This is a genomic window from Enterococcus sp. FDAARGOS_553, from assembly GCF_003812305.1.
GTDB classification, from domain to species: Bacteria; Bacillota; Bacilli; order Lactobacillales; family Enterococcaceae; genus Enterococcus_D; species Enterococcus_D gallinarum.
Window position 1 is genome coordinate 1,559,282 of record NZ_CP033740.1, and the last position, 15,655, is coordinate 1,574,936.

General features: G+C 43.7%; 14 protein-coding genes. 11 read left to right on the forward strand and 3 right to left on the reverse strand.

Annotation, left to right across the window (positions count from 1 at the left end):
• Positions 1 to 223 precede the first annotated feature (223 nt).
• The 6 genes from EGX73_RS07960 (at position 224) to EGX73_RS07985 (ending at position 8,126) form a co-directional block, all read left to right on the forward strand.
• Positions 224 to 1,276, forward strand: coding sequence for an aspartate-semialdehyde dehydrogenase (locus EGX73_RS07960; protein WP_005472640.1), 1,053 nt, complete (start codon positions 224 to 226; stop codon positions 1,274 to 1,276).
• Positions 1,277 to 1,396: 120 nt separating this feature from the next.
• The gene (locus tag EGX73_RS07965; protein ID WP_003128755.1) at positions 1,397 to 3,079 is read left to right on the forward strand and encodes a ribonuclease J; all 1,683 of its coding nucleotides are present in this window, start codon (positions 1,397 to 1,399) and stop codon (positions 3,077 to 3,079) included.
• Between the two features lie 349 nt (positions 3,080 to 3,428).
• Positions 3,429 to 4,871, forward strand: coding sequence for an MFS transporter (locus EGX73_RS07970; protein ID WP_003128757.1), 1,443 nt, complete (start codon positions 3,429 to 3,431; stop codon positions 4,869 to 4,871).
• Between the two features lie 197 nt (positions 4,872 to 5,068).
• Positions 5,069 to 5,752: a metal-dependent hydrolase gene (locus tag EGX73_RS07975; protein WP_003128759.1), complete on the forward strand. Its 684-nt coding sequence runs from the start codon at positions 5,069 to 5,071 to the stop codon at positions 5,750 to 5,752.
• Between the two features lie 38 nt (positions 5,753 to 5,790).
• Complete coding sequence (locus tag EGX73_RS07980) at positions 5,791 to 7,122, forward strand: DRTGG domain-containing protein (protein ID WP_003128761.1); 1,332 nt, start codon at positions 5,791 to 5,793, stop codon at positions 7,120 to 7,122.
• A gap of 47 nt (positions 7,123 to 7,169) precedes the next feature.
• A complete protein-coding gene (locus EGX73_RS07985) occupies positions 7,170 to 8,126 on the forward strand; it encodes a bifunctional oligoribonuclease/PAP phosphatase NrnA (RefSeq protein ID WP_003128762.1) in 957 nt (318 codons plus the stop codon).
• 188 nt (positions 8,127 to 8,314) lie between these two features.
• On the opposite strand, the gene dapD is transcribed toward EGX73_RS07985, so the two are convergent.
• From dapD to dapA, 3 genes are read right to left on the reverse strand one after another with little or no spacing between them, the layout of a single operon-like run.
• Entirely contained in the window at positions 8,315 to 9,028 is a 714-nt protein-coding gene (dapD, locus tag EGX73_RS07990) for a 2,3,4,5-tetrahydropyridine-2,6-dicarboxylate N-acetyltransferase (RefSeq protein WP_003128763.1), read from the reverse strand.
• A gap of 12 nt (positions 9,029 to 9,040) precedes the next feature.
• Positions 9,041 to 9,796 carry a 4-hydroxy-tetrahydrodipicolinate reductase gene (gene dapB / locus EGX73_RS07995; protein WP_005472634.1) on the reverse strand — a complete coding sequence of 252 codons (756 nt, stop codon included), beginning with the start codon at positions 9,794 to 9,796 and terminating at the stop codon, positions 9,041 to 9,043.
• A gap of 12 nt (positions 9,797 to 9,808) precedes the next feature.
• On the reverse strand, positions 9,809 to 10,690 hold the full coding sequence (dapA, locus tag EGX73_RS08000; RefSeq protein ID WP_021149191.1) for a 4-hydroxy-tetrahydrodipicolinate synthase: 882 nt from the start codon (positions 10,688 to 10,690) through the stop codon (positions 9,809 to 9,811).
• A 187-nt stretch (positions 10,691 to 10,877) separates the two neighbouring features.
• Between dapA and EGX73_RS08005 the strand changes: the two genes are divergently transcribed.
• The 5 genes from EGX73_RS08005 to EGX73_RS08025 all read left to right on the forward strand — a co-directional run bounded on the left by EGX73_RS08005 (position 10,878) and on the right by EGX73_RS08025 (position 15,611).
• Entirely contained in the window at positions 10,878 to 12,074 is a 1,197-nt protein-coding gene (locus tag EGX73_RS08005; RefSeq protein ID WP_005472632.1) for a M20 family metallopeptidase, read from the forward strand.
• On the forward strand, positions 12,058 to 13,362 hold the full coding sequence (lysA, locus tag EGX73_RS08010; protein WP_003128767.1) for a diaminopimelate decarboxylase: 1,305 nt from the start codon (positions 12,058 to 12,060) through the stop codon (positions 13,360 to 13,362). The genes EGX73_RS08005 and lysA overlap by 17 nt, the downstream gene beginning before the upstream one ends.
• A gap of 18 nt (positions 13,363 to 13,380) precedes the next feature.
• A complete protein-coding gene (dapF, locus tag EGX73_RS08015; RefSeq protein ID WP_003128768.1) occupies positions 13,381 to 14,211 on the forward strand; it encodes a diaminopimelate epimerase in 831 nt (276 codons plus the stop codon).
• 271 nt (positions 14,212 to 14,482) lie between these two features.
• A complete protein-coding gene (locus EGX73_RS08020; RefSeq protein WP_005472630.1) occupies positions 14,483 to 14,809 on the forward strand; it encodes a zinc ribbon domain-containing protein YjdM in 327 nt (108 codons plus the stop codon).
• 85 nt (positions 14,810 to 14,894) lie between these two features.
• On the forward strand, positions 14,895 to 15,611 hold the full coding sequence (locus EGX73_RS08025; RefSeq protein ID WP_003128772.1) for a zinc metallopeptidase: 717 nt from the start codon (positions 14,895 to 14,897) through the stop codon (positions 15,609 to 15,611).
• The last annotated feature ends 44 nt before the right edge of the window (positions 15,612 to 15,655 follow it).

Sequence of the window (15,655 nt, forward strand, 5' to 3'; positions counted from 1 at the left end):
AAGAATCTTCCCCAAAATTCTTTCTACTAATATTATAGCCTATAACCCGTAGATGTGACAAATAATAACAGTCGAAAAATAACCCTTTTTTGAAAAAAAGCGAAAGAAGAGGGAATTTTCAGATTTTTTATTTTTCTTTCTGAGAATGCTTATGTAAGGTCTTTTCTTTTTGCTTAAATATGATAAACTAGTAAAAATGTATTTTTATTCGAGGAGTGATCAAATGGATAGAGGGTACCGGGTAGCTGTTGTTGGTGCGACTGGCGCAGTTGGAACAAAAATGATTGAGATGTTAGAAAAGACTACATTGCCGATCAAGGAATTGATTCTATTGGCTTCAAAGCGATCAGCTGGGAAAACCTGTGTCTTCAAAGGAGCCACTTTGGTCATTCAAGAATTAACTACGACCTCATTTATTGGAGTAGATTTGGCTTTATTTAGTGCTGGCGGCAGTATCTCCAAGCAATTTGCCCCAGAAGCGGTTAAAAGCGGTGCGGTCGTAATCGACAATACGAGCTACTTCCGAATGGATCCGAATGTCCCTTTAGTGGTTCCCGAAGTAAATGCTCATGCTTTAGCAAAACACCAAGGGATTATCGCAAACCCAAATTGTTCAACGATTCAGATGATGGTGGCATTAGAACCGATTCGGCAACACGCAGGTTTATCGCGGATCATTGTTTCGACGTATCAAGCTGTTTCAGGTGCCGGTGCTAAGGCAATGGCAGAATTGACACGGGAATCTCAAGCTTACTTGTCAGGAACACCAGCTGATCAGTTGGCACCAGAGATCATGCCAGCGGGCGGTGACAAGAAACACTATCCCATCGCATTCAATGCCTTGCCGCAGATCGATGTTTTTGCGGAAGATGATTACACCTATGAAGAGTGGAAAATGATTAATGAAACCAAAAAGATCATGGAAGACTCAGCGATCCAAGTAGCGGCTACTTGTGTTCGGATCCCAGTCTTTAGCGGGCACTCAGAATCTATTTATATCGAAACAAAACAACCTGCGGAATTGACTGCAGTCAAAGAGTGGATCAAAGCAGCTCCCGGAGCAGTTCTGCAAGACGATCCAAGTCAGCAGATTTATCCACAAGCACTGACGAGTGTCGGTAAGACAGAGACCTTCGTCGGTCGGATTCGAAAAGATTTAGATGTAGCGAATGGTCTGCATCTTTGGGTGGTAGCGGACAACTTGCTGAAAGGTGCTGCCTGGAACTCTATCCAAATCGCAGAATCGCTGCATGAACAGTCTCTAGTTCGAGTGTAAATCATAAGTTTTTCAGAAAAGTGTAGCGAATGCCACGCTTTTCTTTTTTTTGTTGTATAATGAAAGAGACGGCTTAGGCTAGGGAAATAAATAGTGTAAAAAAATCAAGAGGTGAATAGATTGGAAACTATCAAAATCATTCCTCTCGGTGGTGTACGTGAAAACGGAAAAAATATGTACATTGCTGAAGTTGGAGAGGATATATTTGTTCTGGATTGCGGTGTCCGTTATCCAGAAAACGAGTTATTGGGAATCGATACGGTCATTCCTGATTTCACGTATCTAGAAGAAAACGCAGATCGCGTAGCGGGGGTCTTTTTGACTCATGGACATGCCGACGCCATTGGGGCGCTGCCCTATTTCTTGGAGAATGTTCCAGTTCCGGTGTTTGGAACAGAGCTAACGATCGAATTGGCAAAATTGACCGTAGCAAAAAACGAAGCAACAAAGAAATTCAAAGATTTCCATATCATTGATGAACATTCAGAAATCGATTTTGGTCATGCAACCATCAGCTTTTTCCGGACAACGCATTCGATTCCTGATTCTGTCGGAATCAGCGTCAAAACCAGCGCTGGAAATATCGTCTATACAGGGGATTTCAAATTTGATCAAACAGCTATCCCAATGTATCAAACGGATTTCGGACGTTTGGCAGAGATCGGTAAAGAAGGCGTTCTGGCATTGCTGAGCACCTCAACAAATGCAGAAAACCCAGCACCGATTGCTTCTGAATTGACGATTCAAGATGAAGTGTTTGACAACATTCGCTATTGGGAAGGTCGGATCATTGTCGCAAGTGTAGCCAGCAATCTGCAGAGGGTTCAACAAGTGCTGGATGCAGCATATCGTTCCGGACGAAAAGTAGTTTTGACTGGTCAGGACTTTGGACGGATCATCCGCACTGCGATGAAGTTGGGTAAACTAAAATTACCAGCAGAGGATTTGCTGATCACCCAAAAAGAAATGAAAAAGTATGCCAATGAGCAATTGCTTATTCTAGAGACTGGCCGTATGGGTGAACCGATCAAAGCATTGCAGAAAATGGCGAACGGAACACATCGTACATTACGGATTCAAGAAGGGGATCTCGTTTATATTACGACGACGCCTACGACAGCTATGGAAACGGTCGTTGCCAAAACGGAAGATATCATTTACCGAGCGGGTGGAACCGTGAAGCAAATTTCAGATAATTTTCGTGTTTCCGGTCATGCGAATCCGAATGATCTGCAATTGATGCTGAATTTAATGAAGCCAACGTATTTCCTACCAATCCAAGGAGAATATCGTCAGTTGGCAGCACATGTGGACTTGGCTCATGAAGTGGGCATTCCGTTGAAGAATATTTTCATTACCGCACGCGGGGATGTTTTAGAATACAAAAAAGGCGAAATGCATTCAGCTGGTGCTGTACCAGCTGAGAATGTCATGATCGATGGGATCGGTGTCGGTGATATCGGCAATATTGTTTTACGCGATCGTAAAGTCTTATCTGAAGACGGTATTTTCGTCGCAGTCGTAACGATCAACCGTCGCGAAAAGAAAATCATTGCAGCACCGCAAATCACTTCCCGCGGCTTTGTTTATGTCAAAGCAAGTCGTGATTTGATTCGGGAAAGTGGTGAGATCGTTGCAGAGATCGTTGAAAAACATTTGCATGATGAAGAGTTTGAATGGAGTAAATTGAAACAAGACATTCGAGATCGCTTAAGCCGCTTCTTGTTTGAACAGACAAAACGCCGACCAGTGATCTTGCCTGTGATCATGGAATCCAGTCAAAGAAATCGATCACGCAAATAAAACATCCAGAAAACTAGGACGCCAGCTACAAACGTCCTAGTTTTTGCTTTGATTTTTGTGGTGTCTCTTTAGATACATAGCGCAGAAATACGAGAACATTGTCCGATCGATAATATCTAGGTCTTCATTGACAGGGTGTTGTCTAAAGCAAGTGTTCCAATAACCAAACATTGAAATTGCTCCTGTTTTCCGGTGCGGATTGGTGGGGTCTCTCAAGGCGTGTCAGTTATTTTTGTTAGTCTGGCTAATTTGACTTGTCCGAATGCTGGAGTGATGTCTGGATAAAAAACAATTCCACGAAGAAACTCGTGTTAAAAGAAAATTGATTGGATCGAAAGGATGGTTTTGAGTGAAAAGTTATCAAGAAGATACGCTTGTCCAGCAGAGAAAATGGTGGATCTTGATTGCTGTTGCGATGTTCACGTTTATGTCTACATTAGACGGCAGCATCGTGAATATTGCGTTGCCGACGATATCGGCAAATATGTCCGTACCCATGAACCAAGCGGAATGGGTCGTGTCGGTTTATTTGATGGTGGTTTGTGCTTGTTTGTTGCTATTTGGTAAGATTGGCGATAGTTGGGGGAAAATCAAGGTCTTTCGTCTCGGCATGTTGATTTTTACCATCGGTTCTTTATTGTGCGGGTTCAACCATTCGTTGGCTTTTTTGCTCTTTGCTCGAGTCGTCCAAGCGATCGGTGCAAGTATGACGATGGCAACAAATACTGGAATCATTACGGAAGTATTTCCTATTAGTGAGCGAGGACGGGCACTGGGGATGATCGGCGCTTTCGTGTCGCTAGGATCAATTGCTGGTCCAGGACTAGGCGGGATCATATTGTCTCATTTTTCATGGCCTTATATTTTTTGGATCAATGTTCCTGTCGGAATTCTGACTATGATTGCCGGGGAGAAAATTTTACCCAAAGATATCACCATGAGCCGCAACTCCATCGATAAAAGTGGATTTGGTCTATTCTCTGTGGCGATCTTGACCTTTTTCGGTGGAATTTTCATCGGTCAGGAGCAAGGCTTCTTGACATGGTTGCCATTAGTATTGATTTTCGTTGCAATCATTGCTTTTATTGCTTTTATTCAAGTAGAAAAACGGGTGGCGATGCCGCTGATTACTTTCAGCATTTTCCGAAATAAAATTTTTACGTTAAGTTTGTTTACGGCACTTCTGATCTTTTCTGCTAATTTTTTTGTTAATGTCGTGATTCCATTTTATCTGCAAAATGCCCGTGGGTTGACTCCAAGTGTAGCCGGGATGTTGATGATGGTCTTTCCTTTGATGATGGTTATCGGATCGCCTATCAGCGGTTATTTGACAGACCAAGTCGGTCCAGAAATCTTGGTGTTGATTGGCTTGGCCTTACTATCGATTACCCAACTGATGTACATGTTTATGAACCAGCATACACCTATTTGGTATTATGTGGTGGCTACAGCAATCATGGGATTAGGAAATTCCTTGTTCCAATCGCCGAATAATACCATGGTCATGAGCAGCGTGACCAAAGAAAATTTGGGAGTGGCCGGTAGCTTGAACTCTTTTGCTCGTAATCTAGGCATGGTGCTAGGGATTGCAATGTCCACAACGATTCTATATTCTGCGATGAGCAGTGCCTATGGTCAGCATGTGACGACATATATCAATGGACGACCAGATATCTTCAATTATGGAATGAAAGTTACTTTCTTCGGTGCGTTTCTTTTATGTGCTGTGGCCCTATTGATGACTATGTGGCGTATCAAAAAACAAGGTGGCTTCCAGAAACATTCTCTGTAAGCTGCGAACCTAAAAAAACTGTTCTAGTTCTTTTTTCTGAAGACTAGAACAGTTTTTTTGTGATTTCTTGACTAAGAGAAGAATAACGTCATGAATGAAATGGATACACCGAATTGATTGTTTGGAATTTTGTATTAGTCTGTTATAATAGAAAATATTAGTCTGTATTACTTATGAATAGGAAAGGGGTAATTGTTGTGAAGATTACTTTTCATGGACACGCGGTTCTTTCGATCGAGTTGGAAGATGGACAAAAGTTGTTGTTTGACCCTTTTATAAATGGAAACGCTATGACTGATCTGGATGCAGAAACAGTTGATCCAGACTGGCTGCTGATCACTCATGGGCACAGCGACCATGTAGGAGATATGGTGGCGATTGCCAAACGTACAGAAGCACCTATTATCAGTGTAGTGGAAGTTTGTCAGTATGCAACAAGTAAGGGAGTAACGAAGACTCACGGTATGAATATCGGCGGCTCATATACTTTTCCCTTTGGCAAGGTACGGTTCGTTCAAGCTCAGCACAGTTCCGGTCTGGAAGAAGACGGCAAGATGATCTATATGGGAAACCCAGCGGGAATCATTTTAGAAGCGGAAGGCAAAACAATATATCACGCGGGGGATACAGCCCTCTTTGGTGATATGGCACTGATTGGCGAACAATTTGCGATCGATGTGGCTTTCTTGCCGATTGGTGATAACTTCACTATGGGACCTAAAGATGCAGCCGCAGCTGCCCACTTATTGAAAGCAAAAAAAGTTGTACCAGTTCACTACAACACATTCCCACTGATCAAACAAGATCCCGCCGCTTTTATCGACTTGCTGCCTGAGGGAGTAGGCACCGTTTTGGCTGTGGGAGAATCGATTGATTGTTGACCGTCTGATTGACGGATTTTATTAACTAGGAGAAAATTATGGCGACGAAACATGACTTGATTTTAGCGCATATCGAAAGTTTGCCGGTAGGAGACCGTATTTCAGTACGGGGAATCGCAAAGGATTTAGGTGTCAGTGAAGGAACCGCCTATCGGGCAATCAAAGATGCAGAAAATATCGGTCTGGTCTCTACCATTCAACGGGTAGGAACCATTAGGATCGAGCGTAAGTTAAAAAAACATATTGAAAAATTGACCTTTGGAGAAGTCGTACAAATCATTGAAGGAGAGGTTCTAGGAGGCGCAGCCGGTCTAGATAAGGACTTGAATAAGTTTGTTATCGGTGCGATGAAAGAATCAGCAATGGAACGATATATCACCCCGGGATCGCTCGTGATCGTAGGGAATCGAAATGAAGTTCACCAATTAGCATTAGAAGATGGTGCTGCTGTCTTGATCACTGGTGGGTTTGAAACATCAGAAGAAAACTGTCGTTTGGCCGATAAGCTGGAACTGCCAATATTGCAGACGACTTATGATACGTTTACCGTTGCAACGATGATCAACCGGGCATTGAGTGACCAGCTGATCAAAAAAGATATTATGCTCGTTAGCGATATCTATATGCCGCTGGAAAAAACAAAGTATCTGCATACGTTTGACACTGTCAAAGACTATAAACGTCTTTCAGAAGAAACCAATCATTCTCGCTATCCGGTAGTTAACAAGAACATGCGCGTGGTTGGGATCATTACGGCAAAAGATGTTTTGGAAAAACCCGATACGCAAATCATTGAACGAATCATGACTCGTGAACCGCGAGTCGTGAAAAAAGAGATGAGTGTTGCTTCTGCCAGTCATCAAATGATTTGGGATGGCTTGGAAGTGATGCCAGTAGTAGCAGATGACTTATCTTTGATCGGAATCGTGACTCGGCAAGACATTATGAAGGCGATGCAACTAGTCCAAAGACAGACCCAGATTTCCGATACGATCTCTGATCAGATTTCTGGTCAGATCCAAATCATTGAACAAGATTTTGAAGGCAATAAATTGGCACAGCCAAACTTTCGTTTCGCTGTGACTCCACAAATGGTCAATGAAGTAGGAACGATTTCTTTTGGTGTGCTCAGTGAAGTGATCGCCAATGCTGCCAAACGAACGATGCAAGTCAATCAGCGGCGAAACAGCTGGATCGAACAAGTGAATCTACACTATTTCCGCTTGATCCAATTAGAAAGTGAGATCATTATTCAGCCCAAAATTTTGGAGCTGGGGCGCCGATCTGCTAAGATCGATATTGAAGTCTATATCGAAAATTCCATGGTAGCTAAAGCAATTGTCGTCTGCCAAGTAATGGAGCGCCCTTAATTCGAACAGCAGTCATCAGATAAATGCTTAGAAAATGGAGATATGCAATGAACGTACAAGAGGAAATATTGACAGCAATTAAGGAATATCAGACAATTATTATTCACCGCCATCAGCGACCTGATCCGGATGCACTAGGGTCACAAGTTGGATTGGCAGAAATTTTACGAGCTAGTTTTCCTGAAAAAGCGATCTATCAAGTGGGAGGGCCTGTTGAAGGGCTAGACTACTTAGCAGAAATGCAGGAGATTTCGGATGAAGTCTACAAAAATGCCTTAGTGATCGTGACCGATACCGCCAATTCACCAAGAGTCAGTGATCAGCGCTATGCCAATGGTGCAAAATTGATCAAAATCGATCACCATCCTAATGACGAACCTTATGGAGATTTGGTCTGGGTGGATACTACTGCTAGCAGCTGCAGTGAAATGATTACGGCATTCTGGAAAATGTTCGCTGAAGAACTTACTATGTCGCAAGAAGCTGCGCGCCTGCTTTATGCCGGAATCGTAGGGGATACGGGTCGTTTCCTGTACCCAGCAACGACCTCCGCGACATTGCGTTACGCAGCTGATTTGTTGGATTATGGTTTTGATGCACCAAAAATCAATCGTGAGATTGATCAGGTTTCGAGAGCAGTGGCTCGTCTTTCCGGCTATGTCTTTGAAAATTTAGAAGTTGATTCACTAGGAGCTGGCAAAGTGATTCTGACAAATGAGATTCAGCAGCGTTTTGGCGTTGTTGATTCAGAAACATCTGCTATCGTGTCCTTACCAGGGAAGATTGAAGATGTCTTAGCATGGGCAATTTTTGTTGAGCAGCCAGAAGGCTATTATCGGGTCCGGATGCGTTCGAAAGGACCTGTGATCAATGAGATCGCCAAACGTCATCATGGTGGCGGACATCCGCTTGCCAGCGGAGCGAATGCAGCGGATCTGGAAGAAGTGGCAGCCATCTATCAAGAAATCCAGACCGCAGTTTCAGCTTTTCGAGAACAAGCATAGACTTTATTCGTCGTGATCAGTGTTCTTTTGCAGAAGAAAAAACCAACAGCGAGGAATCTTAGGACTTGCTAGGGGAATGATCGGTGAGTTTTTGATTGTAGTAAATAACTGTAGTAAAAAATTACGCAAATAAAAAAAGCGTATGACTCGCGGGTCATACGCTTTTTTGCAAGTTGCAACAGGCGAGATCAGCCCCGCAAGTCGTCAAGAAACTCGGTTTTACTAGCCGTCTTTTCATCTTTCATCTTGATGACTTTAGCCGGGGAACCAGCAACTACAGCCCCTGCCGGTACATCTTCTGTGACTACAGATCCAGCAGCAACCACAGCACCTTCACCGACACGAACACCTTCAAGGACTACGGCATTGGCGCCGATCAACACATGATCTTCGATAATCACTGGGCTAGCTGAAGGTGGCTCTAAGACACCAGCTAAAACAGCCCCAGCTCCGATATGGGCTTTTTTACCGACAGTAGCCCGGGCGCCTAAAATCGCCCCCATATCGATCATTGTTTCTTCGCCGACAACGGCACCAATATTGATGACCGCTCCCATCATGATGACCGCATTCTTCTCAATGATTGCTTGATCACGAATGAAAGCCCCTGGTTCGATCCGAGCATCGACTGTTGTTAAGTCCAACAGAGGGATCGCAGAATTCCGACGGTCATTTTCTAAATAGAAATCAGTGATTTTATCTTGATTGGCCGTTAGAAAATCAGCTACTTCTTGACTGTCTCCAACAATAAAGTAAAAGGAGCCAGCCCCAAAAATTTTCAGTGTCTCGGAAGAACAGGTAGATAGATCACCATTCAAATAGACTTTGACTGGGGTCTGCTTATTGGCTTCTTTGATGTATTTGGCTAATTGATAAGGATCAGAAAATTGTAATTCAGTCATACGTTACCACCTTTACTTGTCAAGTAGATTTTCCATGTCATATAGTCCAGCAGGTTGTTTTGCAAGATATTCGGCAGCCTTCAACGCACCATTGGCAAAAATATCCCGTGATAATGCGGTATGTTTCAGCTCAATGATCTCGTCTGCTCCTGCATAGATCACCGTGTGTTCGCCCGGGATCGTGCCACCGCGAACAGCGTGAATACCTAATTGTTTTCGATCATTGGTCAGATCGTTGCCAGAACGGCCATAAAGATATTCTTTTGGTTCTTGACAACTTTCATTGATGCTGTCTGCCAGTAACAATGCAGTTCCGCTTGGCGCATCGATTTTTTGATTGTGATGTTTTTCAATGATTTCAATATCGAAATCTGCTTCCAATGGTGGGGTGATCGCTTTTAGGGCTTTGATCAATACATTGATCCCCACGGACATATTCGCAGAATAAAAAACAGGAATCTTTTGAGCAGCGGCGACCATTTTTTCTTGGGTTGCTTGACTTAAACCAGTCGTAGCCACAACGATGGGCAGTTGGTTGGCAACACAGAAGTCAAGGAGGCCTGCTACATTGCTATGATGTGAAAAATCGATCACCAAATCAACAGGTTCTTTGACTGCTTCTGGTGCAGAATAGATTGGAAAGTCGCCAGTTGCTTCCGTGTGACGGTCTAATCCAGCACTGATCACAAATTCAGCATGTCCAGCAATCATGTGCTGCAAAACTTTTCCCATTCGACCATTGGCACCGCTCAATAAAATATGTCTCACTTGATTGCCTCCTTATAAAAGCCCATAAGCGGACATTTCTTTTTTTAGACGGTTGATTGTTTCTTTCTCAGGCGGTCCTAATGGCAACCGATAGTGCAAGTCAGACTTTCCTAATAAGGAAACTGCCGCTTTGATGGGCACTGGATTGACTTCACTAAAAATCGCATCGATCAAAGGTTTTTGTCGTAACTGCTCCTGAATCGCTGCTTGAATATTTCCAGAAAGAAAATCTGCCACCAAAGTCGCTGTTTGTTTAGGGGCAATATTACCGATCGTCGAAATCACACCAGAACCGCCTAATGCTAAGATTGGTGTGACTTGATCATCATTGCCGGAATAGAGAGAAAATTCATCATCCACTAGTTGCGCGATAGACGCAATTTGTGAGATATCTCCACTGGCCTCTTTGATTCCTTTGACATTCGGAATCTCTTTTAATTCAGCAACCATGTCGTAAGTCAAGTTCATTCCTGTTCTTGATGCGACCGAATATAAGATGACAGGCAGTTCAACGCTTTGACAAATTGCCTTGTAATGAGTAACCAAACTCTTTTTTGTTGCTTTGTTGTAATAAGGGGTTACAACCAATAATGCGTCGGCACCGACACGCTCTGCTTCTTGGGAAAGATGGATCCCATGTTGCGTATTGTTTGAACCAGTGCCACCGATCACAGGAATGCGGCCCGCAGCCTGCTTGACAACCGCCTCGATAACAGCAATGTGTTCTTCATCGTTCAATGTTGAGGCTTCACCGGTCGTTCCACAAGCGATCAATGCATCGCTACCTTGCTGGATATGCCACTCAACCAGTGACTTCAACTTGTCGAAATCCACCGAACCATCATGAAACATCGGGGTGATCAATGCAACGCCAGAACCTTTAAAAATCGTCAAACTACTCCACATCCTTTCAACCTTTTTATTCTTTCTCTAATTGTACTAAAAATCAAAAAATTTTGATTATTTATACTATAGATTATTCGAATTATATACTATAATATTATCCAATATCAATGGAAATGTGGATATCCATACATTTTCAGCCGATATTGCTGATCAAATGAAAGAAAGGTGCCCACGAATGCAATTATCTCAAGCAGTAATGAAATTAACCGAAGACGTGGTTCGTTTTCGACGGGAACTACATAAGATTCCCGAGTTAGGATTAGAAGAATTCAAAACGAAGGAATATTTGCTTAAACAGTTGCAGTCTTTCGGGATCAAAGAAATTTATCCGGTTCTGGATACCGGATTGATCGCTGTTTTTCGCAGTGAAAAACCAGGGAAGACGTTAGCATTCCGCACGGATATCGATGCATTGCCTATCAAGGAAGAAACGAATGCTCCTTTTGCCTCGCAACATCTCGGCAAAATGCATGCTTGTGGACATGATGGACATATGGCGACGCTTTTAGGTTTTGCAAAGTACTTATCCGATTACCCGGAAGCTGTTCGCGGGACCATTGTGTTGATTTTTCAGCCAGCAGAAGAAGGCCCTGGTGGTGCGCAGCTAATGATTGATGAAGGAATCTTAACCGATTTTGCGATTGATCAGATTATCGGTCTGCATGTTTTTCCAGACTATCCTGAAGGTGTGATTGCTTGCCGCAAGGGACCAATGATGGCTCGAAATGGCGAGATCACGATTCGAGTCCTGGGAGAAAGTGCTCACGGGGCCCAACCTCATCAAGGCAGCGATGCGATCTTAGCGGCAGCTGCGGTCATTCAAGGTCTCCATGCAATCGTTTCTCGCAACATTAGTCCATTGTCTTCGGCCGTCATTACATTCGGCAAGATTCGCGGAGGAGATGCAGAAAATATTATTCCCGGAGAAGTCGTGTTGAACGGAACGATGCGGGCTTTTGAAGATGGGGTCTATGAAACATTGACGCAACGAGTAAAATTGGCGGCTGAAGAGATTGCTAAAGGGTATGGCTGTTCAGCAGAAGTTTCTTTCGAACACTTGTATCGGGTGGTAGACAATGATCCAGACATGGTAGATGCTGTTCGGGATGTTGCTGGCGACAGTTATATCGAGACACCGCCGTACATGTTAGCGGAAGATTTCTCCATGTACCAAAAAGAGATCCCTGGTGTCTTTTTCTTTGTCGGGACTCGGGATGAAGAAAAAGGGTATACCTATCCGCTGCACAGCAGCAAGATGAATTTTGATGAGAAAGTCTTATTAGGAGGCATTGAGTGCTACCTGCGATTGATTGAAAGATTGAATCAGAGTCAGGTACTAAGAGAGGAGCGCAGTAATGATCAAAGAGATTAAAGACAATCACCTGTTTTGGGATGGATGCGACACAGTGGCATTAGCAAAAGAATTTGGCACACCCTTGTACGTTTTTTCGGTGACCGAGATTCGCACTCAATGTCGTGCTATTCGCGAGGAATTTCTGTCTCGCTATGAAAACACCCGAGCTGCCTATGCTTCGAAAGCCTTCAATACACTAGCCATGCTGCGGTTGATTGATGAGGAAGGCCTGTCTTTGGATGTTGTTAGTGGCGGTGAACTATACACAGCCATCCAAGCAGGATTTCCAGCGGAACAAATCGAATTCAATGGCAACAATAAATCTATTGATGAATTGGCATTAGCGATCGATTATGGTGTAGGTCGGATCATTGTCGATGGCAGTCAGGAGATCGGTTTGATTCGAGCGCTATGTCAAGAGAAACAGCGGAAAGCAAAAGTGATGTTCCGAATCACACCAGAAGTGAATGTCCAGACCCATGCGTTTATTTCAACTGGACAGAAAGATTCGAAATTTGGGATCCCATTGGATGAAGAGATTTTATTTCCTTTGATTGAAGAAGTGATTGACGCACCGGAAATCGATTTTTATGGGTTGCATTTCCACATCGGAAGTCAATTGTCTGACAATCATTCCCATATTGCTGCGACAGAGGCTGCGCTAGCATTAGTTCTAGAAATCCATCATCGATTTGACTATACTGTTAAAGAGTTGAATGTTGGCGGCGGATTTGGTGTCCGCTATACGGAAAAGGATATTCGTCAACCCTATTCTTACTTTTTGGACCCGGTGATGGCGACGATTGAAACGTTTTGCCAAGCGCATCAGCTCCAACGTCCGACTGTGGTGATCGAGCCTGGGCGTAGTATTGTAGCGGAAGCAGGTATCAGTCTGCATACTATTGGTACGATCAAGACATTGCCACAGATTCGAACCTATGCCAGTATTGATGGCGGCATGACAGATAACATTCGTCCCGGTCTTTATCAAGCTGAATATACGGGGATTCTAGCCAATCGGGCAGCAGAAGCTGCCACAGAGACAGTTACGATTTCTGGCAAGGCTTGTGAAAGCACGGATATCTTAGTCAAAGATCTGCAATTACCCAAAGTAGAGACGGGAGATCTTTTTGCGACTTTTGCGACGGGAGCATATGGTTATTCAATGGCTAGCAATTACAATAAACTTGCGATTCCAGCGGTAGTTTTTGTTGAAAAGGGGCACGCGGAATTGGTGGTTGAACGTCAGACTTTCCAGCAGTTGATTCAAAATGAACGTATCCCTTCGTTTTTGATGAAAGAATAAAAAAAAGCAGGTGAAATCATGGAAATCGTTTATACCAAGATGCAAGGTGCCGGAAATGATTTTATTGTGATCGACAATCGTCGCTATAATTTTTCTTCGAAACAGTTGGCTAAGTTAGCGGCTCAAGTTTGTCAGCGGAAATTTTCAATCGGCGCAGATGCGTTGATGGCTGTCGATCATCCCGAAGGAACGGGAGATTTCCGCATGCGTTTTTATAATGCGGATGGTACGGAAGCGGAAATGTGTGGCAATGGTGCACGCTGTATCGCTCGCTATGCTTATGAAAATAAGGTTGCTTCAGAAGCAATGGTGATCGAGACCGTTGCAGGACCTGTTCCTGCTTGGCGATTGGATCGGCAACAGTACAAAGTGACGTTAAATCCCCCCACCGTTGCGAAGTTTGACCAACCTTTCGCTGACAGAGAGGTTCCTGTCGTTGATTATATCGAGTTAGGTGATCCAGGAATCCCTCATGCGGTGGTGAAGTATCCCGGTCTGCAAGAAACATCCCTCGATGCATTGACAGATTTAGCACAACGGATTCGCTATTGGTCAGCATTTCCTAAAGGCGCCAATGTGAATTTCTACGATGCCGATTCAGCTGGGGAGCTCGTTGTCCGCACCTATGAACGGGGAGTCGAGGGCTTTACGTATGCTTGTGGGACCGGCTCTGGGGCAACTGCTTATGCGGTGGCGCGACGCCGGGAACAAACGCAAGCCAATCTTGTGCTGCATGTTTTAGGCGGAGAGCTGCGAGTCGAAGTTGCATCAGAAGAGCTCCAACTGATTGGGGATGCGATTTTTGTTTCTGAAGGGCGTATTTTAGACGAAAATCTATTTTTAGACTGAGGGTGGTCTTGCGACGGAATTATCCTGTTCATAGAATCATTTAGGCGACAGTTCTTATGGAAGCCTTATTCTTAGAAGCCATCTTTAGCTAGAACTGAGAAGATCATCAAATGCAATCGATAGAACTTAGTTTGTTCTATCGATTGTATTTTTTTGTGCAGGATATTGCAGGATAGTCAGAAATTTTGTATGCTACAGTTATATTTATTTTTTCACGATCGTGCTCGATCGTTGAATAAACACAGAATACATCACTATGAGGAGTAAGAATATGTCTCAAATTCCAAATTGTCCAGTTTGTCAATCCGCCTATGCATATGAGGATCGCGGCTTGTTTGTCTGCCCTGAATGTGGCAATGAATGGCAGGAAACAGAAGAAACTGCTGCTGTCGTCAAAGATGCCAACGGAAATGTTCTTCAGGATGGCGATGCCGTGACGGTCATCAAAGATTTGAAAGTCAAAGGTGCTTCTGGTGCCATCAAACAAGGAACCAAAGTCAAAAACATTCGTCTGGTAGAAGGGGATCACAATATCGACTGTAAAGTCGATGGTTTCGGTGCCATGAAATTGAAGGCAGAATTTGTAAAAAAACTTTAAAAACAGAATCTTCCATACCTCTTCATAATATTTTCATCCATTTAATGGTAAAATAAGGTCAAAGACGAAAGGGAGGGATTTCATCGTGTATGGAATCGGTGGATACGGTTTTGGTTGGTTTTATGATCCAACATTCATTTTAGTCATTATCGGGATGGTGATCTCGATGGCGGCTTCAGCATACGTTAAAAGCACGTTTAGCAAATACGATAAAATAAGCAGTAGAAACAATATCACCGGGACCAAGGCGGCTCAGTATATTTTGGAAAGCCAAGGCATCAACAATGTCGGCGTCCAAGCTATCGCAGGAGATTTGACTGATAATTATAATTCCGGCAACAAGATGCTAAGTCTATCTCAAGCAACTGCACAATCAACTTCTGTGGCAGCAATCGGAGTGGCAGCCCATGAATGCGGGCATGCTGTGCAAGATGCTAAAGGGTATCTCCCATTGCGTATCCGGCATGCGATCGTCCCAGTAGCTAATATTGGTTCCGCGGTGTCGATCCCGTTGATTTTGATCGGGGTTCTTTTGAGAGGGTCCTTCCTAATCAATCTGGGGATATTAGCATTCTCGTTAGCATTTATTTTCCAATTGGTGACGTTGCCAGTCGAATTTGATGCTTCAAGACGAGCGTTACGGATTTTAGCCGATGGCGGTCTCTTAACGGAAGAAGAAGTACCGCAGGCCCGTAAAGTATTGTTTGCTGCAGCCTTGACTTATGTGGCAGCTGCAGTTGCGACATTGCTGCAATTACTACGTTTGATTATTTTATTCGGCAATAACAATCGCCGCGACTAATGAAAAGAAGGAGACTTGAGAATGCTCAAGTTTCCTTTTTTTGA

Excerpts from the sequence above, each read along its gene's own strand:
- EGX73_RS07980 (WP_003128761.1), top strand. The coding sequence starts at position 5,791 with ATGGCGACGAAACATGACTTGATTTTAGCGCATATCGAAAGTTTGCCG.
- dapD (WP_003128763.1), bottom strand. The coding sequence starts at position 9,028 with ATGACTGAATTACAATTTTCTGATCCTTATCAATTAGCCAAATACATC.
- EGX73_RS07985 (WP_003128762.1), top strand. The coding sequence starts at position 7,170 with ATGAACGTACAAGAGGAAATATTGACAGCAATTAAGGAATATCAGACA.
- lysA (WP_003128767.1), top strand. The coding sequence starts at position 12,058 with ATGATCAAAGAGATTAAAGACAATCACCTGTTTTGGGATGGATGCGAC.
- EGX73_RS08020 (WP_005472630.1), top strand. The coding sequence starts at position 14,483 with ATGTCTCAAATTCCAAATTGTCCAGTTTGTCAATCCGCCTATGCATAT.
- EGX73_RS08005 (WP_005472632.1), top strand. The coding sequence starts at position 10,878 with ATGCAATTATCTCAAGCAGTAATGAAATTAACCGAAGACGTGGTTCGT.
- EGX73_RS07960 (WP_005472640.1), top strand. The coding sequence starts at position 224 with ATGGATAGAGGGTACCGGGTAGCTGTTGTTGGTGCGACTGGCGCAGTT.
- dapF (WP_003128768.1), top strand. The coding sequence starts at position 13,381 with ATGGAAATCGTTTATACCAAGATGCAAGGTGCCGGAAATGATTTTATT.